This window comes from Bifidobacterium sp. SO1, assembly GCF_018555335.1.
Lineage (GTDB): Bacteria > Actinomycetota > Actinomycetes > Actinomycetales > Bifidobacteriaceae > Bifidobacterium > Bifidobacterium simiiventris.
Genome location: NZ_JAFEJR010000005.1, coordinates 127,167 through 153,373, shown reverse-complemented (window position 1 = coordinate 153,373; position 26,207 = coordinate 127,167). Strand labels below are relative to the sequence as shown.

17 protein-coding genes are annotated in these 26,207 nt (G+C 60.0%); 6 read left to right on the top strand and 11 right to left on the bottom strand.

From position 1 onward, the window contains the following. Positions 1–167: 167 nt before the first annotated feature. Together JS541_RS06415 and JS541_RS06410 are read right to left on the bottom strand one after the other, a co-directional pair. Entirely contained in the window at positions 168–1,487 is a 1,320-nt protein-coding gene (locus JS541_RS06415; RefSeq protein ID WP_240539263.1) for an ATP-binding cassette domain-containing protein, read from the bottom strand. After that, positions 1,484–2,968 carry an ABC transporter permease gene (locus JS541_RS06410; RefSeq protein WP_214373627.1) on the bottom strand — a complete coding sequence of 495 codons (1,485 nt, stop codon included), beginning with the start codon at positions 2,966–2,968 and terminating at the stop codon, positions 1,484–1,486. Before JS541_RS06410 ends, JS541_RS06415 begins: the two co-directional genes overlap by 4 nt. Positions 2,969–3,367: 399 nt before the next feature. Here JS541_RS06410 and JS541_RS06405 point away from each other — a divergent pair, with 399 nt between their 5' ends. Continuing rightward, a complete protein-coding gene (locus JS541_RS06405; RefSeq protein WP_214373626.1) occupies positions 3,368–4,762 on the top strand; it encodes an LCP family protein in 1,395 nt (464 codons plus the stop codon). A 100-nt stretch (positions 4,763–4,862) separates the two neighbouring features. Here the strand turns inward: JS541_RS06405 and JS541_RS06400 are convergent, their stop codons facing one another. Continuing rightward, on the bottom strand, positions 4,863–5,798 hold the full coding sequence (locus JS541_RS06400) for a class C sortase (protein WP_346428296.1): 936 nt from the start codon (positions 5,796–5,798) through the stop codon (positions 4,863–4,865). 482 nt (positions 5,799–6,280) lie between these two features. Between JS541_RS06400 and JS541_RS06395 the strand changes: the two genes are divergently transcribed. From JS541_RS06395 to JS541_RS06385, 3 genes are all read left to right on the top strand, one after another. After that, positions 6,281–6,841 (top strand): XRE family transcriptional regulator, encoded by a 561-nt coding sequence (locus JS541_RS06395; RefSeq protein WP_214373624.1) that lies wholly within the window; start codon positions 6,281–6,283, stop codon positions 6,839–6,841. After that, positions 6,838–7,230, top strand: a complete 393-nt coding sequence (locus JS541_RS06390; RefSeq protein ID WP_240539262.1) for a HepT-like ribonuclease domain-containing protein — start codon at positions 6,838–6,840, stop codon at positions 7,228–7,230. Before JS541_RS06395 ends, JS541_RS06390 begins: the two co-directional genes overlap by 4 nt. A gap of 141 nt (positions 7,231–7,371) precedes the next feature. Continuing rightward, positions 7,372–8,454 carry a Fic family protein gene (locus JS541_RS06385; protein WP_214373623.1) on the top strand — a complete coding sequence of 361 codons (1,083 nt, stop codon included), beginning with the start codon at positions 7,372–7,374 and terminating at the stop codon, positions 8,452–8,454. A 172-nt stretch (positions 8,455–8,626) separates the two neighbouring features. Here the strand turns inward: JS541_RS06385 and JS541_RS06380 are convergent, their stop codons facing one another. From JS541_RS06380 to JS541_RS06360, 5 genes are all read right to left on the bottom strand, one after another. Continuing rightward, positions 8,627–9,301: a DUF3800 domain-containing protein gene (locus JS541_RS06380; protein WP_214373622.1), complete on the bottom strand. Its 675-nt coding sequence runs from the start codon at positions 9,299–9,301 to the stop codon at positions 8,627–8,629. Between the two features lie 256 nt (positions 9,302–9,557). Beyond that, complete coding sequence (locus JS541_RS06375; RefSeq protein ID WP_214373621.1) at positions 9,558–10,241, bottom strand: hypothetical protein; 684 nt, start codon at positions 10,239–10,241, stop codon at positions 9,558–9,560. 79 nt (positions 10,242–10,320) lie between these two features. Continuing rightward, the gene (locus tag JS541_RS06370) at positions 10,321–11,352 is read right to left on the bottom strand and encodes a hypothetical protein (protein WP_214373620.1); all 1,032 of its coding nucleotides are present in this window, start codon (positions 11,350–11,352) and stop codon (positions 10,321–10,323) included. A gap of 489 nt (positions 11,353–11,841) precedes the next feature. Next, complete coding sequence (locus tag JS541_RS06365) at positions 11,842–13,872, bottom strand: isopeptide-forming domain-containing fimbrial protein (protein ID WP_214373619.1); 2,031 nt, start codon at positions 13,870–13,872, stop codon at positions 11,842–11,844. A gap of 211 nt (positions 13,873–14,083) precedes the next feature. Then, on the bottom strand, positions 14,084–18,766 hold the full coding sequence (locus tag JS541_RS06360) for a SpaA isopeptide-forming pilin-related protein (protein ID WP_240539261.1): 4,683 nt from the start codon (positions 18,764–18,766) through the stop codon (positions 14,084–14,086). A gap of 1,305 nt (positions 18,767–20,071) precedes the next feature. On the opposite strand from JS541_RS06360, the gene malQ reads away from it, so the two are divergent. Then, positions 20,072–22,318 carry a 4-alpha-glucanotransferase gene (gene malQ, locus JS541_RS06355; RefSeq protein ID WP_346428291.1) on the top strand — a complete coding sequence of 749 codons (2,247 nt, stop codon included), beginning with the start codon at positions 20,072–20,074 and terminating at the stop codon, positions 22,316–22,318. A gap of 94 nt (positions 22,319–22,412) precedes the next feature. Here the strand turns inward: malQ and JS541_RS06350 are convergent, their stop codons facing one another. The 3 genes from JS541_RS06350 to JS541_RS06340 form a co-directional block, all read right to left on the bottom strand. Beyond that, positions 22,413–22,679 (bottom strand): type II toxin-antitoxin system RelE/ParE family toxin, encoded by a 267-nt coding sequence (locus JS541_RS06350; RefSeq protein ID WP_240539260.1) that lies wholly within the window; start codon positions 22,677–22,679, stop codon positions 22,413–22,415. A 50-nt stretch (positions 22,680–22,729) separates the two neighbouring features. Beyond that, entirely contained in the window at positions 22,730–23,080 is a 351-nt protein-coding gene (locus JS541_RS06345; protein WP_240539259.1) for a type II toxin-antitoxin system prevent-host-death family antitoxin, read from the bottom strand. A 284-nt stretch (positions 23,081–23,364) separates the two neighbouring features. Then, positions 23,365–23,961, bottom strand: a complete 597-nt coding sequence (locus JS541_RS06340) for a DUF624 domain-containing protein (protein ID WP_214373616.1) — start codon at positions 23,959–23,961, stop codon at positions 23,365–23,367. A 234-nt stretch (positions 23,962–24,195) separates the two neighbouring features. On the opposite strand from JS541_RS06340, the gene JS541_RS06335 reads away from it, so the two are divergent. Then, positions 24,196–25,995, top strand: a complete 1,800-nt coding sequence (locus JS541_RS06335) for a glycoside hydrolase family 13 protein (RefSeq protein WP_214373615.1) — start codon at positions 24,196–24,198, stop codon at positions 25,993–25,995. The last annotated feature ends 212 nt before the right edge of the window (positions 25,996–26,207 follow it).

The window sequence follows — 26,207 nt, the reverse complement described above, 5'->3', positions numbered from 1 at the left end:
CCGCACTCCCCGGGCATACGGCCGGTTCGGGACGCGGAAACGGCCGTAAGCCCGGGAGGGATACCCAGCGGACCCGGGAGGGGATGTCCAGCGGACCTGGAAGGGATACCCGGCGGACCCGGGAAGGGATGTCCAGAGAACCCGGACGGCACGCCCGGTAGAACCGTTCAGTCGCTTAGGTAGGTGACGCGTTCGGCGACCTCGGCCACCTCGTCGTCGCCGGTGACCACGATCACGCAGCGCTTCGGATCGCCGTGGGTCAGGCCGATCAGGGTCTTGAGTACGGCGACGCTCTCGTCCGCGTCGAGTCCGCCGGTCGGCTCGTCGGCGATGATCACCTCCGCATCGCACGAAATCGCACGCGCGATCGCCACCAGACGCTGCTGCACGAGCGGCAGTTTGCCGACGGCCGTGTTCGGTGTCTCGCTGTCGAACCCGACGCGCTGCAGCAGTTCGCGCGCGATCACCGGCTTGGGCTTCAGGAACGTGCGACCGGACGCGTTCATCGCGTACAGCACGTTCTGCTCGGCGTTCAGGTCGGCGCGCACCGCGTACCGCTGCGGGATGATGCCGAGACGATGGCCGCGCAGTTCGCCCGGCTCGATCTCGAGCACGTTGAGGCTCTTGTTCATGACCGCGCCGTCGTTCGGACGCGTCATGCCGGTCATCACGCTCAGCAGCGCGACGCGCTCGTCGTCGGATTCGACCTTGACCGCGTAGATGTGGCCGGCGTAGAAGTCGGCGCTCACCCTATCGAGGGTGTTGTGGCCGGTCTTGCCGTCGGTGACGGTCACCTTGTTGAGCGCGAGCGACGGGTACGACTTGAGCAGCACCTTGTCGGCCGCGTTGCCGCCGAGCTCCTTGTCGAGTCGCTCGGACAGGCGCAGCGCGGCGGGGGCTTTGACTGCCGCCTTGACATCGTTTGCAGTGCCCGAAGCCGCAGCGCTCGCCTTCTTGCCGAGCGACAACGTCTGCGCGACCTTCGCAGCGTTTTCGGCCGCCACGCTGTCGTGGCTGGCGACGGTCGCGGCGCCTTCCGCGGCGACGCCGTCATCCTCGTCTTCGCCCGCGCCGGCTCCGTCGGCAGAATCGGCGACGGCCGAGCCGGCAGCCGGGACCGCGGATGCACCGGCGACCGTGGCATCGGCCACGCCGTCGGCCGCAACGCTTACGTCCGCAAGATCCGCGACGTCGTCGTGCTCGTCGTCGTCATCGAACACGATGCTGAACTGCACCTGTTCGGCCGGATTCGCCGGCTCGGCGGCGACATCCGTCGCGGCGTCATCCGCAGCAGTAGACTGATCGGAGGTCGGCTCGGCGGCCTGGCCGTCCGTCGCGGCGTCCACGGCATCCGCGGTCGTGTCGTCCTCGTGTTCCTTCGATTCGGTATCGGTCATCGTTGGTTCCTCTCCGGTGGTTGCGTCGGTCATGTCGATCTCGTGATCCTCGGTCACGTTGCCGTTGTCGATATCGTCGGTCGCGCTCATGCCGTCGCCTCCGCGGACTCAGCCGAACCGGACTCAGCCGAACCGGACTCAGCCGAACCGGACTCAGACAATTCACTATCAGCCGATTCAGGCTCGTCTCCAACGGAACCGGACTCGGCGGCCCCATCAGACCCGTCAGCGGCGGCCGCATCCGTCACACCCCAGCCGTCACGCGCCGCGAACAGCGTCGAGGTCTTGAAGCACGCCGCACGCAGCCCGGCCACGATCATCAGCACGACCAGCACACCCAGCGCCGTCCAGACCGCACGCCACACGAGCGCGCTCGTCACCGGCGTCGCATAGCCGCCCGCCAGCGCCGCACCCAGCGCCTTGGAACCGAATCCGGCGGCCAGCAGACCGACGAACAGGCCGAGGAACACCGGGAAGAACGCCTCGAGCATGAACTGCCATGCCATGCGGCCGCGGGTCACGCCGGAGGCCAGCGCGGTGCCCAGCTCGGCCGACCGCCGGGCTACGCCGAGCAGCACGAGCACCAGCAGCAGCACGCCGCCCACGACCGGCACGGCCACGTTGGCCACGCCCATGCGCGAGGCGAGCGCCGTCAGCGGCTCGGTCTTCTTCTCGTACGCTTCGATGGTCGGCGAGGCCAGCTCGTGCTTCTTGTCGATCTTCGACGCGATCTTCTTCGCGTACTTGTTGTAGTCGGACAGGCTGGAGAATTCGAACACGTAGCTCAGGTTCGGCTTGCTCCAGTCGGTCGCGCTTTCGTTGCCCCAGTTGAGGTTGTACATGGTCGAATAGGAGACGTAGATCGCGTTGTCGCGGTTGTCCTTCGACAGCTTCGCGTCGGAGCCGTGACCGGCGGGCGCGGTCGAATCGTTGTACTCGTAGATGCCGCGCACGGTGAACGTCGTCGTCTTGGATGCGTCGGCCGGGGATGCGACGGTGATCTCGTCGCCGACCTTGAGGTTGTTCTTGTCGGCGAGCGCCTTGGAGATGAGCGCGCCCTTGGGGGCCTTGCCCGAGTAGCTCAGGTGCTTGCCTTGGATGACGGTGTAGCGGCCGAGGTCGTTGTCGCGTGCGGTTTCGACGGAGGTGAAGGACTTGAGCGTGAGTTCGCCGCCGGTTTTGCTGGCGTCCTGGTCGTCGGTGCCGGCGATGGCCTGTACGGAGTTCTTGGTCTGGCGTACGGGGAATGACGACGACGCGTTGATGTTGGCCAGCGTGATCGAGTTCGAGGTGACGACGGAATAGTAGTTGTTGTAGTCCTCGGTGGACAGGTAGTTTTTGACCCAGGTCTTGTCGGCGCCGTTGTACTTGGCCTGCTGCGCGTCGGTGAGGCGTACGATCGCGCCGGGGGTGAGCGCTTCGCGGTCGGTGGTGGTGGCCGTAGTGTTCGCCTGCTGCACCGACCAGCCGAACAACGTGCCGAAAGCGGCGAGCAATGCGACGAGCAGGGTCAGCAGCGTGCGCAGTTTGTGGCGCATCAGTTCTGCCCAGGCGTTCTTCAGAACGAACATACGGCTTCTCCAGTCCTCTGTGGTTCGTGCAGCCATGTCTCCCGCGAACGGCGCGGCAGGCGCGGCGCGACCGGTTGGGCCGCGGGCGATCGTCGTCGAGCTGTCCGCAAGCGGCACGGCTGCATGGTGAGCGTTGGCCGGGATGCCGCCCAGCGAGGCCGCCCGCAGGCGTAAGGCATCCCGTGGCAACACTATGACCGTGCTATGTGGATGTTTTCTTGTCGGATTCTACTGTAGTCCTGCAATAACCCTGAAAGAAACCTGAAAACGTGGCCGTTTGGGCGCCTTGCCGCCCCGATGTTCCGTTCCTTGCTTCTGTTACACTGGCGAACGATGCGCGTACACTGGCGATTATTACGCGATTGACGCGGTTCCAGGATCCCAACAGGAAGGCAGTATATGACCAGGCGACCTGAACATGTGGAACACCTGCCCAACTTCGGATGGCATCGCTCTGGCATGCCGCAGCATTCGTTGGGATATCAGGCGACCCACAAGGTCTTCACTGGCGTGGCGCTGGCGATCGTGGCGGTGCTGGCGTTCGTCGGCACGTTCGCCGCGGCGACGTACTCCGATATCAATTCCACGATCAGCGACAACAAGATCCATGCGATCGCACAGGACGGCAAGTCCGACACCGAAGACAAGCTGATCGACCCGTACGCGAACACGCCGATCGATATTCTGCTGATCGGTCAGGATACGCGTGACGGCAGCGACAATACGGCGATCGGCGGCGATGCGGACGATACGAAGAACCTGCACAATTCCGACACGACGATGATCATGCAGATTTCAGCCGATCGTAAGACGATCAATCTCGTTTCGCTGCCGCGCGATCTCATGATCGACGCGCCGAGCTGCCAGACTTCGAACGGTGAGATTCCGGCGCAGTACACGGTGCAGTTCAATTCGATCTTCGCGAACGCGTATTCGCAGGGCGGCGACGTCGCGTCGGCGGCCAGCTGCACGCTCAAGACGGTCAATTCGCTGGGCGGTCTGGACATCAGGAACTTCATGGTGATCGATTTCGGCGGTCTGGTGAAGATGGTGAACGCGATCGGCGGCGTGGATATCTGTGTGCCGACCGACATGTCCGACGTGTACACCGGACTCGATCTCAAGCGCGGCCTGGTGCACATGGACGGCACCACCGCCACGCAGTACGCGCGAACCCGTCACGCGACCGGCACCGACGGCTCGGACACGATGCGTACCACGCGCCAGCAGTATCTCATCAAGAAGATCATCAGCACTGCGCTGTCGAAGAACTATTTCACGCAGACCAGCGAACTGTACCAGCTTGCCAAGGCGGGTCTCGAATCCGTGCAGATGAGCGCGAGCCTGGCCGATGCGATGACGCTCGCGGGCCTGGGCATGAGCCTCAAGGACTTTGATATCACGCACCTGTATTCGCAGACGATTCCGGTCGAACCGTGGGTGCAGGACGCGAACCGCAGCCAGTTCGCGGAAGGCGCGGAGGCCGTGTGGACGAAGCTGCGCAACCATGAGCCGCTGGTCGACGCGTCGACCGAGGGTACGACGGACAATACGGACACGACGACCGACGGTACGACGGATGGTACGACGACCGATGGTACGACGACCGATGATGGTTCGACGTATGACGAGAAGACCGGTGTGATCACGCAGGCCGACGGCACGCTGATCGACGCCGAGACGGGCGGCATCATCGATCCGGAGACGGGTGCGATCCGCGATGCGACGACCGGCCAGTTCGTCGGACTCGCCAACCGCTACATCGAAGTCACGTACTGCGGCCTCACGAACTGATCCGGGACGGCCGAGACAGAATGCCCTGTCGGGGAGATGAACCTCATCTCCCCGGCAGGGCATTCTGTCTGGCTGTCAGACGGGCTTACCGGCGGATGCCCTAGGCGCGGCGGCGGGTGGAGTGGCGTTGCGGACGCCACTGTTCGCGGTTGCGGCGGGCGCGCGAGGCGAGCACCGCCCACGAGACGATCAACAGGAACGAAATCAGCAATCCCGCCAACGCCAACGCCGTCGTGTTCACGGATTGGATCTCATCAGGCTCGGGGATCTCGTTCGGGATCTCCGCACGCACCGCCGACACCAGCAGACGATGCGAGTTCACGCCATACGGCGTGCATGTCATCAACGTGACCCGATCCTCGCCCGGGGTGATGCGCAGCTTGCTCGAATCATCCGGCGTGATCACACTGATCCGATCCACCTTATAGCCCAGCGTCTCGCCCATCACATCGATATAGAACGAATCCCCCACCTTCAACTCGTCCAACCTGGTGAACAGCAGCGAGTTCGGCAGACCACGATGGCCTGTGATCACCGCATGCGTCGACGTGCCGCCTACCGGCAGACTCGTGCCGTACAAGTGGCCCGCACCCACCGCCAGCACGTCGTCGCTCGTGCCGTGGTAGATCGGCAGGTTCACGTCGATCTTCGGGATACGGATCGACCCCATCACGCCCTGCCCGGTATCCAACAGGCTTTGGTATTCCTTGTCCTGCGCGGCCAGCGAATCATCCGCGCCCGACGCCGACGACTGGCCCGCGTTGCTCGAGAACGGGTCATGCACCTCGCCGATCGTCGTCTGCCCGGACTGCGCGAGCTTCTCGTTGTACGCGCGCGCGGCTTTCAGCATGTTCTCCGCCTGCGGATACGGCCAGCCGGCCACCTCGCTTTGCGTCTGCGACACCTGCGAGTTCTGCTCGTACTCGTTGATCGCACGCATGACGAACGGCGTCGCGATAATCGCAAACCCAATGATCAGGAATATCACCGAGAGCACGCCAAACACACGCGAGCTCCGACTGCGTTTCTCAGGTATCTCGGCTCCCTCGGCTGATGGGCCGAACCGTGAAGAAAACTCCGGAGGAGTTTTTAGGCGAGGGCGAGGCGACAGCCGAGATGACAAAACGGCCGAAGGCTCCGTAATTGCAGGACCTGTCAGCGTAGCTGACTGAGGGAGCGTCACACCTTCGGAACGTCCAACAGCCCTCTCACCATCCCCCGCACGCACCGTCCGCACCCCGCGGTCACGCATCACGCACCTCCGTCGTCGTCACGCATACTTGCCCTAACCCAAGCGGACAACTCCAGATCCACCGCTTCGTGCGCCGCCACGCCACGCGTCTCCTGCAGGCGAATCTCCCTTTCGCCCGCCGCGCGGCGCAACCGCTCGTTACTGCCTACCAACATACCCGACTCCCCCGCCCACGGCAACATCGCCCGCCGCGTGACGCCGCGTGTTCGCGTCAACATCTGCCAGGCCTCATTTCTGCGATATATCACATATGCTATACTCGCCTTATGAAGACGATCGCAGAGCTGCGCAGCATCCGCATTCACGCCGGCATCAGCCAACATACGGTGGCGTCGGCGATGGGCACCACCCAATCCGCGTTGTCGCGCGCAGAACGCGAGGGAAACCCGACGCAGGATTTTCTGCAACGATACGAACGCGCGCTGGCCGGCATACTCCATTCCGCAGGCACAGCCGCAAACATGGCCACCGGTCTTGGCCATTCGGATTCGTTCGACGACTCGTCCAGCGTTCTCGAGATCGTCACCATCCGTTTCATCGTGTCGACACTCATTGAAAAGTACGGTATCGCCGACATGTACGTGTTCGGCTCGGCCGCCCGTGGCGATGCGCAGCCGGATTCCGACGTTGATCTGCTGTATCGGCTGCGGCCGGACGCCTCGCATTCGCTGATGACGATGCAGGGACTGCGCGACGATCTGGAATCGGCACTCGGCCGTCCAGTGTCGTTGACCTCGTACGATTCGCTGTTACGCAGCGCCCAGCGCAGCCGGGCCAGCAAACGGTTCCTCGACCACATCGCGCGCGACATGGTGAAGGTGGCATGATGACTCGCACACGTTCGCACCGACCCCGGCACGACCACGCCGACCAAACGTTCCGAGACCAAACCACGCTGATCCGGCTGCTGGAGCACTTGGACCACGCCATCGAAGATGCCGGCGCCGCCACATCCGCCGACGAGCTGTTCGCCGATCGAATGCGCTTCAATTCCGTGGCGATGGAGATGACGCAGGTGCAGGAGTGCGCACGTTCGCTGTCCGACGGTTACCGCGAGACGATGCCGGACCTGCCGTGGAACGAACTGCGTGCGCTGCGCAATGTGCTGGTACACGAATATGACGAGATCGACGCGGAATCGCTGTACGACACCGTCACGCACGATGCCCCACAGCTGGCCGCGCGATTACGCCCGGCCGTCGACGCGATTGCGTGAGCCAATGCAATGCGGTGGCAGCAGACGGCACAGACGCAATCGGTCCGTCATCTTCTGCATCACCGTCATGTTTTCTGCCTCATTTGATAGTATAATGATGCAGAAAACATGACGGTGATGCAGAAGGGGACTTCGCGGGCAATGCGGCAGTTCGATTACGTGAAAACGGCAAAGACATTACTGACCCCGCGCACGACCGGTCTGCTCACAGCCGTCCATGAGGCCAAGGGCCGGCAGGACGTTCAGACGTCGCTGCGGCCGGACGTGCTGACCACGTTGACCGCGGTGGCTCGGGTGCAGAGCATCGATACGTCCAACCGCATCGAGGGCATTTCGACCAGCGACAAGCGGCTCGGCGCACTCGTCGCCGAGAAGGTCGCGCCGCGCAACCGGGCGGAGGAGGAGATCGCCGGATACCGCGACGTGCTCGCGACCATCCATGAGAGCCACGACTACATCCCGCCCACGCCGAACGTCATCCTTCAACTGCATCACGATCTGTTCCGTCACACTTCCCTGGCGTTCGGCGGACGGTTCAAGGACAGCGACAACGTCATCATCGAACGCGACGCCACCGGAGAGCAACGCGTACGGTTCGCGCCGCCGCCTGCTCTGGCGACCCCGGAGCTGGTCGCGCGCATCTGCGACGCGTACGCCGAAGCCCTGCAGGACGGGCACACCGACCCGCTGCTCACCATCGCCATGTTCATCCTCGACTTCACCTGCATCCACCCGTTCAACGACGGCAACGGCCGCATGAGCCGTTTGCTGACTTTGCTCCTGCTCTACCGCAACGGCTATCAGGTCGGAAAATACATCAGCATCGAGCACCTCATCGAACGCAGCAAGGACACGTACTACGAAGCGTTGGCCGCCAGCACCACGGGCTGGAACGAGGGAGCGAACGACTACGCGCCGTTTACGAACTACCTGCTCGGCGTGATCCTGGCTGCATACCGCGAGTTCGACGACCGCATCAGCGCACTGACCGGACATGCCGGCGCGGATAGCATCGTTGCGACCGGACGGCGTGCAACCAAGGCGCAGCGCATCGCCATGCTGTTCGACAATTCGCCGTCGCCGCTGTCCAAGGCTGATATCCTCCTGAAACTTCCCGATATCAGCATGACGACCGTCGAACGCACCCTCAAAGCCCTGCAGGACGACGGCACCATCACAAAACTCGGCACCAGCCGCAACACCCGCTACGTCAAACACCGCTGATCACAGAAAATGTGACGAGTTGATTCGCGTTCCGCGCAACAAAGCTGAGGAAGATAATGCCATTCCATGCAATAAATCGAAGGAGTGAGCAATCGGAGAATGGCACATGGATTCCAGATAATTAGCTACCAACCGCCCAAGAAATGTTCGGCCGATATCTCGACACCAGCTCTCATTTCATTTTGAGACGACGAATCTTGCTCAGATAGTTCTTTCTGAACTGCTTTCTCGATTGGAAAAAGCGAAGATCCGTAGCAGTAGCTTCATTCATATCGAATTTAATCGAGGTCAGTTCCATGCCGCATATGAAATCCGCCGCTTGTTCCAGTCGGTAATCCTGTGGGGAACTTTTACGATACAAAACGGCATCTTTGAACAGCACAAATTCGATAGCACCGTGAATGGCACGGCTCACTATCGCCTGACCGGAGTCATAATAGACTTTAACCTGATCATAGTTGCGAAAAGTCGATAGATTGTCGAGAAGAAATCGCGTGATATCGCGTCCCATACGGACGCGTAGCGCCTCGGTTGATGCAAAGTCCCGCTTGCGATACGCGAATGTGGTATAGGTGATTGGCAAACGTTGCAGCATCACCAGAAACGCGATCAACAACTGTTTCCTATCCCCGACTGGCAACCCGGCATAATCATCATGACCGTTCAGTAACGGGGAGAGATGCAACGGAATATCTGGCAAGGAACGACTGCGAATTGCGTCATCGTATTGACTGAGAGGAACTTGGATGTCATTGCTTTGATCATGAAAAACCAGCGTCAGCAAGTAGTAGGCCGATTGCATACCCTGTTCGCCGGATTCGTCCAGAAAGACACTGATTTCCTTCAAGAATGATGCCTTTCCAACCGCGAAGCAATGAAGCGCCGGGGGGATAACCCCCCGGCAAAAACGGAACTCCGCATTAGCAGAGTGAAATCATGTTACCCCTTGGCATCGACGCCGACACCGTGCGAAACCGCTGCGATGCGGAGAACACACTATTCCGCAACAGCGGGATGATTTGCCTACAGATAGCGAGAGCCTGCAAGGAGAGGACTTAGGCAGTGCCACATGACTGATCTCGCACCAGTCACAAGTGCGACAATCACTCCTCACACCATCTGCAGATATCGGAGCCGTTAAGGAACTCGTTCTCGTTGCGCTCCAGAAAGCACTGCGGGCACATACGCGTGCGCGCCGGCACGCACCAGCAATGTCCCTTGGGGCAACGCAGATGACCGCACTTCTTGCAATACGTGTCCCCGACCACGTAATGCACACCGCCACATTTCTTGCACGTCAGTTCCCACATGGTTCCGGGACGATGCGCGCCGGAACCGCGTTGCGCCGGAGAGTCGCCGCGCATCCACGGCGCATGATCGGTCAGCGCAAGCACCACGAGCAGGTCACTGTTCGCGACGACCGCCTGCGCATACAATCGCTGCGAATAACTGCCCGTGGAGTATTTGACCTGCACATCGTCGCGCATGATAGTCCGCACATTATGCCGGTTATTCCGAGCCGCATGATAGATACTCATCTCGCTCTGATTACTGTTTCGTTTGGGCGGCGCGAATCCGAGCAACGGTACGGCACGATCAACCGACCCGTTCGCATCCATCAGGACGAATACTCCTTGTGCAGGCGCATACGGAGCAAGTCGACGACACGCATATTCCACCGACCACCCGGTGATTTTGCATAGTTTTTCCACCGCGAGCACCGTAAACCCAAACTCGCTCAACGCCCGCTTGACCGCATCATCATTGACAGTGGCACCGTTCATCATTGATCCTTTGCCCGGTTGGATTGATATGTTGACTATAGATCAACGTTTTCCGTCATTAGATCTTATTCCAAGTTACGCCTCATTTTTTCTTTCTTTTCCGCTTCGGCTTAGCCTTCTTATACAAATTAACCTTCCGTTCGGAAATCGTTTTTATTCCCGTAGACTTCTTCACTTTTCTCGTACTTGATACATTTTGCAAACGACTAGCCCCTTGAGAAAGGACGGTCTTTTCGCTTTCCGCAATTAACCCCGCTTTCTTCCAACGAATTACATCATCATCCGTTTCAGCAATCCTACCCCATCGATCCGAATTTGCCCGATACAATAGAGCATTAACACTCGTCAAAATAGTTATAATGGTAAGCATGTAAACCGGTATCTGACACCACCGAGTCATAAGATGCGCCACTACATCGGGCACCATAAGAAATGTGGAATTCTTATAAAGAGGCAAATTACCAAGGAATTTATAAAATAAAACAACATAATCAAAACGATCAAGCATATAGCTATTTAGCAACGACAAAAATAAAGACAATACCCCACCCAGCGGGAAATATTTGATTATTTGTAGAATAAATATAGGAAACTGGGGAGTCGCAAACAGTATAAACAACGCGGAAAGAAGCGGCACATACTTCACAAACAATAAAAAAATACTCACAGATATCAATAGAATCAACAATATAATTCCCAGAAGAAAGCGGCATACCAACCAGATAAAATTACCATCACTAGGTAAAGTAAAATACAAGATAATTGTTGACAGACTACTCACATGCAAAGACGGTAGAGACTCCACCAATACGACGTTTGAAATAAATACAGAGCAAGCCGAAAGCGCCAAGACACCAAGATACAAGGATAGAAGCTGAAATCTGTCCTTATCAAGATTTTTACGAAACTTTTGAACAGAAAGATATAGTTTAAAAGATTCACAGAAATGACATATAACCCAGGGGATTTTCCTTATGTTGTGAAAGAAAAATTTTATCTCTTCCCAAAAACTCACACCCCATACAATATAAGATCGAACAGCTAAACGTAACGAATAAGCAACATTGCTCAGTATTTCGTTAAAAGATGGAGAGTTAAAAGACGGAAAATACATGAATTCTCCTACACCATTGTTCACATTCTTGAATTGGCGCAAGCTACAGAAAAACCTCCGGCCGCGGAGTTTGGGAGATAGCGGCCGGAGGCGGGGTTGATGCGCGCGGGAACGAGCGGAGTGGAGAGATGGAGTTGTGCGCGTTTCTGTGGCATCAAGTGTTGGCTATGAGGGCCGGCGAGGCCTCGGCTCCCTCGGCTGAGGGAGCTGTCGAGCGTTAGCGAGACTGAGGGAGCGTCTGCGGCGTAAGCCGCTGTGTAACGGCATCGGCAGAAGGCCGATACTGTGCTATGGCGGCACTGACGTGCCGTGACGCTCCCTCACCCGGCTTCGCCGGGAGCGTCCTGCAATTAAGGGCAGCCTTACGGCTGACTTTCTTGCTGGCTCGCCTGTCGGCTCGTACATTGCCTACAAACAGCTCTGCTGTTTGCTTAACGGCAATGTCCTAGCCGAGGGTGCCGAGGCTCCGCATCAGTCCCTGACTCGGGGTCAGGAGCGGCGGGCGCGCAGACCGAAGATGCCGGCCGCGGCGATGAACAGGCCACCGACAACCACGATCAGAGCCAGACCAGCGCCACCGGTCTTCGGCAGCTCGGTGATGTTCTTCGCGTTCTTAACGGTGATGAGGTTGCCGTTCTGATCGATACGGCTGTCACCGCCAGCCTTGGTGAAGGTCAGCTCTGTCAGGTAGTGATCGCCCCAAGTGCTCGTGCCGGTCGGCCGGGTGGAGTTATCCGCGGTGAACGTATCGCCGATGGTCACAGTGAACGAAGGCAGACCGATGTTGGTGTAGCCGGTCGGAGCCTTGGTCTCCTTCACGGTGTACTCGCCAGCGTCGAGACCGACCAGGTTGTTGATCGTGTAATTATCGCCCGGCTTGAACACCATGCCGTCCTTTTCCGCATCAGCATATTCCCAGCCGCCCACGGTGATGTTGCCCTCGTTGTCCTTCGTCTCGGTGTAGGACTTGAGCCACTTGCCGTTCGGAGCCTTGACCTTGAACTCGGCGTCCTTCAGGTTCGCGTCGGTCGTGTTGCCTTGCATGTCGGTCTTCTTGACCTTGAACTTGAAGGTGTAGACGCGCACTTCGCCGCCGGGGACGTTCTTGGCGTCGGAGACGTTGTCGAACTTGTTGGAGTAGTCCAGGCTGACCTTGTTCGGGTTGCCGCCGTTATTGCTGGTATCGTTGCTCTCGGAGACAACCGCCTTGGTGTTGAGCTTCGCGTGGACGATCACAGTGACCTTGTGGTTGTAGTACTTCGCGAGGTCAGTGACGTTGTTGACGAACTTGCCAAGGTCGACGACGGTCTTAGTGGCGTCGGCCGGGTTGGTTGCAGTTACTTCTTTGCCGTCGTAAGTGACCTTGTCCGATTTCGCGGTGTAATCCGTGTTTTTGACCAAGGTCTTATCGTTCTGATCACCATCAGCCTTGGCCACGGTGACGCTCTTCACTTCCTGAATGGTCAGACCCTTGGACGCGGTATCAGTAAGCTTCAGCACGCGGCAGGTGTTCTCGGCCTTGACGTGCTCAGTATCCCAGTTCTCGCAGTACTGGTAAGAGGTGAAGTCCGGGATGGTGGTGGTCAGCTCGTAGTAGACATCGTCGCCGAACGCGTAATCCGGAGATGTCACCGAGTCGCCCTTCGAATCTACGAGCTGCTTGGTAACCTGCGGGGCGGTGGACTTCAGCGTAACTTGGCCGAGATCATTGCTCTGAGCATCATTACCGAGCGTCGTATCCGCTGGGATGGTGGACGCAACGAGGATCGGGATGGACTGGGTCGACTTGGCCTTGGACGGGTCATCCTTCGGAGCCACATCGCCAGCATCGGAGGACGCATCGTTATACGTGTCGAGCAGCAGGTAGTAGCCCTGCTCGACATTGTTGGAGTAACCATTAGTGGCATCGCCGGACTTCAGCGCGTTATCGCCACTGTATGTAGCTGCCTTGTTGTATGTCGCATCAGTGTCCTTAAACGCAGTCTTCAGCGCATTGGCGAACTGACGCAGCTCGGAGCTGTCCTGCTTGGACCAATTCGCCAGCTGATCAATGTCGCGAGTACCGCCATCAGCTTTGTCACCGATGTTCGCAGCGATCCAGCCCATCGGGTTGGACTCATCGGCGCGATCACTTGCGGAAGCGACGGACTGACCATTCGCTTCCTTGTAATATTCAGAAGTCTTATATGTATCGAACAGCGACTTCTTCTCAGTCTCGCTGGAAGCAGACTGATCCGTGACCTTCTTCATCGCAGCCTCGATCGCGGCGACATAATTGTCGTTCGTATCGAGCTGGTAGTTGAACGAGTCACCATTGGTCTTCACGCCGTAGAATTCGGCGAGCTTGTAGCCATCCAACGAATGTGCGGTAGTGTCACCGTTCGGGTTCTTAATGGTAATGGTGGCTTGGTTCGCGGCATCTCCCTCCGCATAGGCGGAGGCGGCGCCGAGGGCGAGGCCGCTGGCGGCGATGCCTAAGGCGGCGACGCCGGCAAGCGCCTGCTTGATGATCTTGTTCATTTCTCTTCCTTTCCTTGGATTAAGGAGTTGGACAATTTTGGGAAAATCTTTGGGGTTGTGTGGTTGCTCTTGGGGTTGACCTTTGAGCTATGGGTGGCGGGGTGTGACGCTCCCCCACCCGGCTTCGCCGGGAGCCCCCTCAACCGAGGGGGCCGAGGTGCCGCCTTAGCGACATGGGAGGAGTCACCCGCCACGTGCTGGTGATGGTGATTTAGGCAGATACGGCCTCCCGTCGTTTGGCGAACTGGTATCCGCCGGCAATCAACATGCCAGCAAGGATGAATCCGGCACCCGCGAGCAGCACCATCCGACCGGTCCAATCCGTACCCGTCGACGGCAACCCCGTCAGCACCTTCGTATTCACGAACGTCGTCTCCGCGGTCAGGTTCGCATGCGCGCTGGTGCCCGCGTCACCGGGATTCTGGTTCTCGGCACGCACCGCACTGCTCGACTTGCTGCTTCCGCCGATCGAGTCGTACCAACCCGTCGCAGCCGACCCGTTCAGCGCAGTACCGTCGTCGTTCTTGGTCTGCGTCACCTTGTACGCGACCTTCAGACCCTGGTACTTGCCGTCCGACTTGTCGCGGCTCACGGTCACCTTGACCTCCCACTCGGCCTTCGAATACCGCAGGTTCTCCACGGCGCCGCTCGTCGGCGCGACCTCGGTGATCACGTACGTGTACGTCTTCGCGTAGTCGTTGTCCGACTTGTCGCCAAGCTGATCGTCGGTGAACTTGATCATGCCGAAGTACTTGGTGACGTTCTGCAAGTCGGTCGCACCGGATTCCGGCGCAAGGTCGATCGTGCACGGCAGCTTGCCGTCCGCGCCGTTGCAGTCGGCCGGGATCGGCGTATCGTCCGGGCTTGATTCAGCCTTCGTGATCTGGAACGTGAACTTGACGAAGCTATCGTCAGCAGCCTTCGGCCAGTCGGTGTACTTCAGGGTCTTCTTGACCGGGATCTGGATGTCGACCGGCTTGGACGAGTTGGCGATGGCCGAGTCGGTCAGCGCGGAACCGTTCGACTTGGTGATAGTCGATGTGCCTTCCGCGACGACCTTCAGCTTGTACGTGACGTTCTCCGGCAGCTGATAGCCGTTCGGAGCCTTGGTTTCGGTGAGCGCGTACTCGCCGACCGGAAGACCCTTGACGGTGATCGTGCCGGATTCGGTGGCCGCGGAATCCGACAGCTTGGTGCCGTCACAGCTCTCGAACGTCGTGTCAGCAGGAGTGGTCACGACATTGCCGTTCGCGTCGGTCGAGACCGTCACGTTATCGGCCACGCAGTAGGTCTTCTGCGCGGTGTTAGCAGTGCCGTCCGCATTCTTCGGACCGACGATCTTCCACTGCGAGCCATCCAGCTTGCCGCCCTTCGCGTCGACCTTGTTCCAGGTCACCTCGGTCGGCTTGTCGGAGATTGCGTAACCAGACTCCTGAGTCGGAGCCAGTCCCGGGGTCAGCGTGGATGACGTCTGTCCGTCGACCCACTCATAGCCGCCGTCCCACGTCACCGTGCCGTCATCCGCAATCGTGAACTGATACACGGTCTTGTTCAGCGTGTACCCGTCCGGCGCGGTCAACTCGTGAATCAGATACGTGCCCGCATCCAGGCCGTCGACCTTGAACTGACCGGCGACCGTGTCGATATCGCACTTCACGCCGGGGTTCGTGCCGTCGCCATCCTTCGCAACGCAAGCCACAGCCTTCGCGTCACCCGACTGACCGTCGGCCGACTCATCAGCCGTCGTCGAATCAGCTACAGCAACCGACGTATCTTCAACATCGGCCGCATTGTCAGACTGCGCCGCCACGCTCTCGTCAGCCGCAGCCGACGCCGCCACGCATCCGGACGGAGCCGCCGAACCCTGGAAGTTGTTATACGCTTCCACCACCTGCACCGCGTTACCGGTGAAAGTGAAGTCCGAGCCGCCGTTACCCTTGAACCAGCCGTCGCTGCCGTCCGTGCTGTTGCGGTCGCGCAGCAGGAAATGCTTGCCATTGGTCGTCTGCGGGATCGTCACGGCCACGTAGTCGCCGCACGTGCGATCCATCTTCGCGAACTTCCACGAGCCACCAGTGCCGTCGTCGTAGTACAGGTAGTAGTTCGACCAGCCCACCAGCGACTTCTTGAAGTACACGGTGGTGCTCGGCGTCGCGACCGTGAACGAGACGGTCTTGTTGCCGGCCTTCGCGGTGATCGTGGCCGAACCGAGAGCGTGCATGGTCACGGTTGCCTTCGCGCCGTTGGACTGCGTGGAGACCGTGGCGACGGATTCGTTGCTGGAGGACCATGTGATCGGGACGGACGGGGTCACGGCCGCGGTGAAGTCGAGCGAACCGTTCTGTGCGACGGTGAACGACGCGTTGTTCTGCACCGTATTGTTGCCGTTATCTTTGACCGTGAAGCTGGTCACGTTTGCGGCCTTGACGGTGATCGTGACGACGCTGCTGCACACGTCCGGATTCGAGACCGAGCATGCCTTGACGTGCACGGTCGCGTCCTTGTCGCTGGTACCGATGACGTCGGCGCGCAGGTCGCTGGTTTGGCTCAGGACTGCGGCGGATTCATCGGTCTTCGGAGTGCCGTTAGCATAGGTGAACGTCCAGTCGACTTCCTGCATGGCCTCAGCGGGATTCACCGTGGCGGTCAATTCCGTCTTATAGCCGTTGGTCGAGTCGAGCGTAGTTGATTCGGGAGCAACCGTGACCGACGTAGCCGCGTTCACGTTGTCTTCGACGTTCCAGACCTTCGTCTTGTCGGTGCTGTCCTTCGCAGCTATCTGCCACGCTGAGCCAGCAAGCGGCTTGTACGTGCTGTCGCCTTCCGCGGTCTTCTTCCAAGAGACTTCATGACCAGCAGACTTGTTGATGATCGACTTCTTCGTGTTGTCAGTCTGATCGGTGTAGATGTCAGCGTCGCCGAACACCAGATTGCCACTCGCATCCTTCGTTACCGACTGGGTCACCTTGACTGCCGTATCCGACGCGTCACCAGTGGCAGCGTAGTAGATGTTCGTGTTTAACTGATACGAATTGTCGCCTGTTGCGACTTCCTTGATGAAGTAAGTCGCGTTCGGCTTGAGACCTTCGATCTTGAACGCGCCACCGGCCTGGTCCTTATCGGCAAAGTCATTATCCTTCACCGCGGTATATAAAGCATTCGTACCCGCCACGGCGTCCTCGTACTTGCCATAGACCGCCCATGTCGTACCGGAGAGCGCGTTACCGTTCTCATCCGACTTGTTCCATGCGATCGCGGAGCAAGCCTCGGTGTACGAGCCGTTCCACGGGAAGTTGTGGCGCTCCTGGTCCATGTCGATCACGGAGGAGGACCAGCTATTGTCACCGTGATCGGTGCCACCCTGATTACTGCCGTCACCATAGAAGTAGCCGGCCTTGTACGGGTTGTACATCGAGAAGTCTCCACCCGTGTACACGCGGCCGTTCGTGCTCACGTGAGACTCGAAATTACCATCGACGATGATGCTGCCCAGCATCGCCGCGGACGGATCATCCTCGGTGTAACGGGTACCGTCGTTCTGATTGTTGCCGTCATTGTTCTTGCCGGCCTCGTTCGCGACGCCACCGTAAATGGTGACATTATCGGCCTCATAGAAGTTCCACAGAATCTTCTGCGCGGCGGTCGCGTACGCCTTCTGCACCTCAGTAGACGCCTTGCCGGAATAGCCGTTGGAGATATCCGTAGTAGTACCGTTGCCGTTGATGTCCCACAGGAACTGCCAGCCAGTATGGAACTTCACGTCCGTGCCGGACACGTTGATGACGATCGACGCGTTCTTGTTGATGTTCTTGAACTCGAACGCCACGCCACGGTACATCTTGCCGTCATACATGTTGCTCAACATGCTGCTGTCGATAGTGAACACTTCCAGCGACGGGTTGTTCGTGCCAGTGAACGTGATCAGCTTTTCGCGGTTCACATACTGAGTGCCGTTATCAATGCCCTCACCGACGCCGGTCTTCGTGCTGTCATCGTACTTAAACGTCCACCGAGTCTTATCAGTGTCGTATTTATCCGCATTGTACTTATTGCGAGTCAAGGTACTGGTAGTCGACTCGGAAACTTCAGCCTTACCCGTCGCGGTCTGCTTCGAAAGCGGCGTAGCGATATCCTCGACCACGTAATCCTCGTAGAACTTTTCCTCGGAGAAGTTCTTGGTGGTAGTAGAAGCGTCATCCTTTGTATTAACCTTGACGTTCTCCAGAGGATCGCTTACGTTCCAATTAACTACCGCACTGTTGTTGTTCTCCTTATACAGAGAATCAACCGAGTTCTGTCCCCACCGCTTGGAGACATCCCCTGCAATAGACGCAATATGGCTGTAGTCACGCAGGAAGCCCGAGTGAGTCCATGCCTGAACATTCGTCCACGTCGGTAACGCGGTATCAGACGTATTACCACCGACAGCAAGAGCAGTACTGCCATTCGCCGGACGGAACTGCGTACCAAAACCAGCAACGCCGAAACGGAAGCCAGCACCGCTCCACGAATTCTTGAGCGGATTCATCATCAGCTTGCCGTTCACCACGGTCAAGCCCTCAGCCTCTACCGCATACGAACCATCCGGACCATTGGCGTCCACCCATGTGGACGGCTTCTTACCGACATACATGTTGCCGCCAACCCACGTGGCAGCACCGGTATCACGATCTTTAGTCGCATCAAGGTCAGTACCCATCGACTGCTCAGTCGGCGTGCAGAGAGCGCCATCAGACAAGGTGGAGGAACCGTTTTCGGCATAGGCGGCGTAGGGAGCGGTGATGGCTCCGGCGACGGCGGTGCCTACGAGCATGGTGACGGCAAGGAAAGCGGCGGCCAGGTCCTTGGCCTTCGCCACTCTCCGGTCACGTACGTGCGCCGGTCGTGTGTTCATAGTTCTCTCCCCTTTGAGCCACAAACAGAACTGCCATCGTTCGCAAGAGGTGCGCCATCTGTGCAACCACGTATGTTCTGCACACGTTGTCACGCCGATGCGTATAGCTTGCGCCAGGCTGTTCGTCGCGGTTCTCAGCTCCGCCTATGGTTGTGTTATGCGAGATGAGCCGATGCCTCCATGCACTCGTCCCGCCGTACTGCGCGTTGTTACCTCATTCGCCGGCCACCGCGACGCCTCGCGGTCACCGGTTATGCACCGCCGCTTGTATCACGACATCCCAATCGCCAACCGGATCGCGCATGCTATCATCGCATATGCTGGCCAGCCGTCGACATCCTTGATACTTCGCGGTTATTGTTTACAGCAGATAGCTAAAAGTGATATCACTTCCGCCCGAGCCGTCGTTACTCAGTTCGTACGGAACCTCCGTCGCCGTCGACGCGAATCGTCGTTACTCAACTCGCATCGCGCGCCCGGAAATCACATTCGGCCACCTGCCGCATTCAGTTCTCCGAAGAGTCCGCGCATATGTTCACCGGTCTTGTGGACCGTTTCATTGACCAGATCCGTCGGTCGCTCTCCGCTTCCCAACGGCTCTGTCATATGTACTTTCTCTCACCGGTTTCTGATTGTAGCATCATTTGTTGCAAACGATGGCAAACAGAAGCCCCCCCCCCGATAGTTCCCGGAACATCCCGACTGCAAAGGTATGCAGCAAACGTAAGCATCGCAACGCCTCCCGCGATCTCGAAAATCAATGACCATATTCCGGACATCGATCGCCACACTGGAATCCCGGGCGTGTCGTTAACGTAACCATCAGGGACGTCCGAGGATGCGACGCCGTTAGCCTCCGCCACTTTTCCAGAGGCCCCACCTCCCGACTCAAGGCCCTACCCTCCGACTCAAGGCCCCACCTCCCAACCCGCGACCCCGCCTCCCGGGCATACGGTCCTGTCGCCCAAGCATACGGCCGTTTCCGCACCTAAAACGGCCGTATGCCCGGGCACCCGGGCGCGTTATGCCCGTTAATAGAAAACGGACCGCATAAGCGCATGAACAGCAGGGAACGCACAAGGAAATGACAAGGTTATTCATTCGGTTTTTTAGTGAAATATCAAGCTTTTCACGGCACAAAACACCGCATATATTGCAAACGATGTCATCATGCAGTATGGTAGTTGATAACGATACTTGCACACCGGGCGCAGCCGGGCCACGCAGTCGAGGCACGGCGGGCATAGCCGCCGCCGCGTCCGAACGTGCCGGGAACGCCACAACCGAATGCTAAGGAGCACCCACATGGCCACACCTTCCAAGCCGCGCACCGAAAGTCCCGAGCGGCTTGCCCGACCGCTGATCCGCCTCGCCAAGGCGGGCGGCGTCTCCACCTCATACATCGACCAGCTCGGCACCTACGTCGAGATCGAAGACGACGTACTCGTCAACGTGCTCGCCGCGCTCGGCATCGACGCCTCCAGCGACGCCGCGATCAAGCAGTCCCTCACCGCGATCGAAGCCGCCAAGAGCGAACGTTTGCTGCCTGAGCCGACCATTGTCATCACCGAAGGCAAATCCGTCACGATCACCCTGCACTGCGGCGACAATAACGCAACCGTTGGCAATCCCGGCAGCATCGACGACGAACCGAATGCGACGATCCTCTTCGAGGACGGCCACGAATCGCACGCCGACCAGGCCGATATCCTACCCAGCATCGATTCGGGCGACCGCTTCCTCATCCTGCCCGACGACCTGCCGATCGGCTACCACACGCTGCGCGTGACGTACGGCGAACGTCACGAGGAGGCGACGCTGATCGTCGCGCCGGCGAGCATCCCCGTGCCGGCCGCCGTGGCCGAACGCCCGCGTTGGGGTTGGATGGACCAGCTGTACACCACGCGTTCCGCCGAATCGTGGGGCGTGGGCGACTACGGCGACCTGCGTCGTCTCGCCGCCGACGCGGGCGCCAAATCCGGCGCCGACTTCCTGCTCATCAACCCGATTCACGCGTGCGCGCCGATTCCGCCGCTCGAGCCGTCGCCGTACCTGCCGGAATCGCGGCGCTTCCTCAACGTCACGTACATCCGGCCGCAGGACATCCCCGAATACGCGACGCTGCCGGCCTCCGAACGAGCGCGCGTCGACGCGCTGCATGACTCAGTCGCCGCCCGCAACGACGATCCGCAGCCGATCGACATCAACGCGTCGTGGGATGCGAAGCGTACAGCGCTGCGCATCATCTTCGACCATGCTGCTGCACAAGCCAACGATGGCATCGCCAACGATCGCAAGGCCGCGTTCGAGCGGTTCAAGGAACAGGCCGGCCCCGATCTGGACGCGTTCGCCACATGGTGCGTCGCGTTCGAGGTGTGGGGCGCGCCGTGGGAACCGGATTCGTGGCACGACAAGTATGATCGAGACTCGCCCGAGGTGGCCGAGCTGGTGGCCGAGCACCGCGATCTGTTCGAGTTCAACCGCTGGCTGCAGTGGATCGCGGACGAGCAAGTGGCCGCCGCGCAGACCGCCGCGAAGGAGTCGGGCATGGCGCTCGGCCTGATGCAGGACATGGCCGTGGGCGTGCACATGCTCGGCGTGGACGCGTGGTGGAATCCGGAGCGTTTCGCGCTGGGCGGCGTGACGGTCGGCTGCCCGCCGGACTTTTACAACCAGCAAGGTCAGGATTGGGGGCAACCGCCGTTCAACCCGCATCATCTGGAGGAGACCGGCTACCGCGTGTACCGCGAGATGGTGCACGCCATGTTCGCGCATGCCGGCGCGGTGCGCATCGACCATGTGCTCGGCCTGTTCCGCCTGTGGTGGATTCCGCAGGGCAAGGGCGCGAAGGGCGGCGCGTACGTGACATACAACCATGAGGCGATGCTCGCCGTGCTGGCCATCGAGGCAACACGCGCGAACGGCATGGTGATCGGCGAGGATCTGGGCACGGTGCCTGACTACGTTCGCGACGTGCTCGCAGCGCATGGCGTGTTCGGCACGGATGTGGAATGGTTCTCGCGCGTGGACAATTCGCCGAACGCGGGCGACCCGTATTCGCCGCCGAGCGACTACCGCAGGCAGGCGATGGCGTCGGTCACCACGCATGACCTGCCGCCGACCGCGGGATATCTCGAGTTCGAGCATGTGAAGCTGCGCAAGGAGCTGGGGCTGCTGTCGTCGTCGGTCGAAGAGTTCCAAGCGTCGGCCGAGGCTGAGCGGCGTGCGATGATCGAACTACTGACCGATGGCGGATGGCTTGCTGCCGATGTTGCGAACGATGTCGCCGCCGACAACGTCGAGGCGCATATCCAGGACATCGTCGAGGCGATGCACCGCATGCTGCTGGACACGCCATCGCTGCTGCGTCAGGCCACGCTGATGGACGGCGTCGGGCAACGCCAGTCGGTCAACCAGCCGGGCACGTCGAGCGAATACCCGAACTGGCGCATCCCGCTGACCGATTCGGACGGCCACGTCGTCCACACCGACGAGGTCTTCGCCGACCCGCGCGTGCTCTCCCTGTCTGCCGTCATGCGCGGCGAGAAGTAACCAGTCCTCAGTATTTCAGCGTATATGACGGTATGGGTGGCTGCTCGGCACACGCTGCGCAACCACCCACGAATATATGTTCATGTGCCGGCACTCATCCAAGCCGACGCACGGCCTCCTTGTATACTGCGGCTTCGTCGCGCACCGAGACGATGATGACGCGCATCACCGATTCGGCTCGCTCCAACCGGTAGATCACGCGGATGCCGTCGCCTTTGAGTTTGATTTTGAAACATCCGGTGAGATTATCCCCACGCTTGTTGCCTAATGGTTTGCCGTAGCCGCCTTCAGTGAACGGCAACGGATTACGCGACACCTTGTCCAACGCGAGATACACATGGCTTTTTGTGGGCTCGCGCAATTTCCCGGTGTCCTTACATGCATCTTTGGTGAATTCCACAGTCCAATCGCTCATTCGAATTCCACCTCATACCCATCATCGATTGGCTGGTAATTCTTGCCGAAGACGTCTTCGCGACTCAGCCGCGTACCGTCGTCGTGCTTTTCGCGTTCCATCGCCTCGAGGTACAGCGCGAAGTCCTCTTCGGCCTCGGTGAACCGCTTGTAGTCGTCCATGCTGATGATGACGGCGGCCGGCTGGTTGTTCTTCAGCACCACGACCGGCTTGTCGTTGCCGACTTTTGCGAACGCCTTGCTCGCACCGCCGTGGTTGAACACGCTGATGGGAACCAGATTGTCGATCAGATCAACCGCCTTCATTTTTTCCTCCGATTCATACAGCAGATTTGAATACAAATCCATAGTACATCGCCTTTCCGGCAGTCAAGAAACCGCCAATCGCTCGTCCATACGGCACACGCGGCATCCGTGCCGCCCCGGCTTCCCCCGTGAAGCCAAGTAGGGTAAGCATAGACGATTGCGGCCGCTCACCAGCGATTTTTCGACCCATGTGGTCGAACGGTCAATTTCCGCAGAATACCGCCTTTCTTGTACCGCAAAACCGATGTGGATAACTCATACGGCAATCCACATCACCGGCGCCGCCATCATGCCCGTTCACCGGGGATCCATCCAACAGGCTGTGATCACCGGTATCGGCGCAGGGCGTGTTCGAGGATGGGGATGTGGATCATGAGCATGGAACCGTAGCCGAGCAGGATCAGCAGCGGGGCGGCACCGGGAAGGTAGATCACGCTGGCTACAAGTACCGCAGCGAACACCAGATCGATCGCGATCATCGCGAGAGTGTATCCGATGCTGCTCACGCCGATTACGTATGCATTCGCAAACGTTCTCATCACCGGGTTCTCGAACCGCGCCTGCAGAGCGAACACCCACTCGAATCCGATCAGCCACAGGATCGTGAACGCGAACTTCGGCACCAGCAGCGGCGTGATCTGCAGCACCACCCACGCATATGCCAGCCCGCATCCGACCGCCAGGAACGGCAGCCACAGCAGCGTCGCCCTGCCGAAGTTCGAACGGAACGCACGGAAATAATTCGCGGTCACGTGTCCCTCGCCCTCCAGCGAGCGCCGCGCGGCGTCGGTGCCGGCGGTCACCGCCGCCCCGATCGTGATGATCGGCAGTCCGGCGATCACCATCAGGATATTGATCCAGATCGCGTCGACCATGTCCGAAAGCCCCCGCATGAATCCGGAATCCGGCGAAAGAAAGCCCACGTCATCGTCCTTTCTGCACCGACTGCATACGTCGTCACACATGTCACGCACCGCAATCGTTCGCGATCGCAACCGACCGCGGTGTTCGTCGTTACGGCACGGCGCGACGCCGGCACCGCAACGCAGCCGTGCGCCACGTAATGATATCGTTGTCATCAATACTAGCCGAACAGCCCCGCGCACAACGCACAACGCTCAACGCGCAACCCACGCAGGAAAGGAACGGATCGGCCCATGACAGCGAACAATCTTCGCGACGACTGGTGGAAGCAGGCCGTCGTCTATCAGGTGTACCCGCGCAGTTTCAAGGACGTGAACGGCGACGGACTCGGCGACATCGCCGGCGTCACCGAAAAAATGCCGTATCTCAAGGAACTCGGTGTGGACGCGATCTGGCTCAGCCCGTTCTACCCGTCCGACCTGGCGGACGGCGGCTACGACGTGATCGACTACCGCGACGTCGACCCGCGCCTCGGCACGATGGCCGACTTCGACGCGATGGCCGCCGCCGCGCACGAGGCCGGCATCAAGATCATCGTCGACATCGTGCCGAACCACACGTCGAACAAGCACGAGCTGTTCCAGGCCGCCCTCGCCGCCGCGCCCGGTTCCCCCGAGCGCGACCGTTACATCTTCCGCGAAGGCCGCGGCCCGAACGGCGAACTGCCGCCGAACGACTGGCAGGCCATGTTCGGCGGCCCCGCGTGGGAGCGTGTGCCGGACGGCCAGTGGTACCTGCACATATTCACCAAGGAGCAGCCGGACGTCAACTGGAACAACCCCGACATCCACGCGGAGTTCATCAAGACGCTGCGGTTCTGGTCCGACCACGGCACCGACGGTTTCCGCATCGACGTGGCGCACGGCCTCGCCAAGGATCTCGAGTCCACGCCGCTCGCGGACATGCCGGCCAACACCGTGCAGGACGCGCTGTGCCACGACGGCACCAGCCCGCTGTGGGACCGGCCGGAGGTGCACGACATCTACCATGAGTGGCGCGAGGTGTTCAACGAGTACGATCCACCACGGTTCGCGGTCGGCGAGGCATGGGTCGTGCCCGAACACCAGCACCTGTACGCGAGCACCAGCGAACTGGGCCAGGTGTTCAACTTCGAGTTCGCGAAGGCCAACTGGGAGGCCGGCGAGTTCCGTGCGGCCATCGCGGAAGGGTTGGCGTCGGCGGCCGAAACCAACGGTTCGACGACCACGTGGGTGATGAACAATCACGACGTGCCGCGCAGCGTATCGCGCTACGGCTTGCCGCAGGTCGCGCGAGCGCCGTATCACCAGATCGCGCACGACTGGCTGCTGCGCAACGGCTGCTCGTATGAGGAGGACCGTGCGCTGGGCGAGCGCCGCGCCCGCGCCGCCATAATGATGGAGATGGGCCTGCCCGGTTCGGTGTATGTCTACCAGGGCGAGGAGCTTGGTCTGCCGGAGGTCGCGGACATTCCGTGGGATCGGCTGGAGGACCCGACGCCGTTCAACACGCTGCGCAACTTCACCGACAAGGGCCGCGACGGTTGCCGCGTGCCGCTACCGTGGTCGGCCGCGGACATGCCGGCAGTGGCATCGTGGTCGACGGGGCTGCCGCACGAGTTCGGTACGGGGGCATCGTTCGGCTTCTCGCCGTCCGTGCAGACCGGTGCCGGCACGACGGTGAGCGGCGAGGCCGCAGCCGATCCGCACCTGCCGCAGCCGTTGTGGTTCAAGGATTACGCGGCCGACGTCGAGGCCGCGGACGACGGGTCGATGCTGAACCTGTACCGCCGCGTGATGGCGTTGCGCGCGCAGCTGCTGACCGCGACCGGTGACGCCGATTCGTTCGACTGGCTCGATCTTGGCGACGACGTGATCGCCTATTCGCGTCCGTCCGCCGACGATGACGCGCGTACATTCGTGTCCGTCACCAACTTCGGTTCCGATCCGGTGGTGTTGGCCGAGGCCGTGGCCGGCGGCGAGGTGATCCTCTCCTCTGTCGAGCTGCCGGACGGCATGCTGCCCGCGGATGCGACCGCCTGGCTGCTCCGGTAGCTCACGGCAGTCACCGGAGCCGAACCGGCGGCATATCGCCGGAATGCGGGAAGTCCGCACGCCCGGGACGTTGGAAATCCGCACGACCACGGCATTCCAACGTCCTATCCTTCGGTTCCCGACGCGTAACCGATACATATGAATATGACAGTGGCTCTTGCGTGAACGATCTCACGCAAGAGCCACTGTCATATGGTCGTCGATCAGCCGGC

What these genes read in the sequence shown, in the direction of transcription:
- JS541_RS06375 (WP_214373621.1), bottom strand. Translation starts at nt 10,241, where the DNA reads ATGATGAACGGTGCCACTGTCAATGATGATGCGGTCAAGCGGGCGTTG.
- JS541_RS06390 (WP_240539262.1), top strand. Translation starts at nt 6,838, where the DNA reads ATGATGACTCGCACACGTTCGCACCGACCCCGGCACGACCACGCCGAC.
- JS541_RS06335 (WP_214373615.1), top strand. Translation starts at nt 24,196, where the DNA reads ATGACAGCGAACAATCTTCGCGACGACTGGTGGAAGCAGGCCGTCGTC.
- JS541_RS06410 (WP_214373627.1), bottom strand. Translation starts at nt 2,968, where the DNA reads ATGTTCGTTCTGAAGAACGCCTGGGCAGAACTGATGCGCCACAAACTG.
- JS541_RS06345 (WP_240539259.1), bottom strand. Translation starts at nt 23,080, where the DNA reads ATGGATTTGTATTCAAATCTGCTGTATGAATCGGAGGAAAAAATGAAG.
- malQ (WP_346428291.1), top strand. Translation starts at nt 20,072, where the DNA reads ATGGCCACACCTTCCAAGCCGCGCACCGAAAGTCCCGAGCGGCTTGCC.
- JS541_RS06385 (WP_214373623.1), top strand. Translation starts at nt 7,372, where the DNA reads ATGCGGCAGTTCGATTACGTGAAAACGGCAAAGACATTACTGACCCCG.
- JS541_RS06405 (WP_214373626.1), top strand. Translation starts at nt 3,368, where the DNA reads ATGACCAGGCGACCTGAACATGTGGAACACCTGCCCAACTTCGGATGG.
- JS541_RS06365 (WP_214373619.1), bottom strand. Translation starts at nt 13,872, where the DNA reads ATGAACAAGATCATCAAGCAGGCGCTTGCCGGCGTCGCCGCCTTAGGC.
- JS541_RS06395 (WP_214373624.1), top strand. Translation starts at nt 6,281, where the DNA reads ATGAAGACGATCGCAGAGCTGCGCAGCATCCGCATTCACGCCGGCATC.
- JS541_RS06360 (WP_240539261.1), bottom strand. Translation starts at nt 18,766, where the DNA reads ATGAACACACGACCGGCGCACGTACGTGACCGGAGAGTGGCGAAGGCC.
- JS541_RS06370 (WP_214373620.1), bottom strand. Translation starts at nt 11,352, where the DNA reads ATGTATTTTCCGTCTTTTAACTCTCCATCTTTTAACGAAATACTGAGC.
- JS541_RS06415 (WP_240539263.1), bottom strand. Translation starts at nt 1,487, where the DNA reads ATGAGCGCGACCGACGATATCGACAACGGCAACGTGACCGAGGATCAC.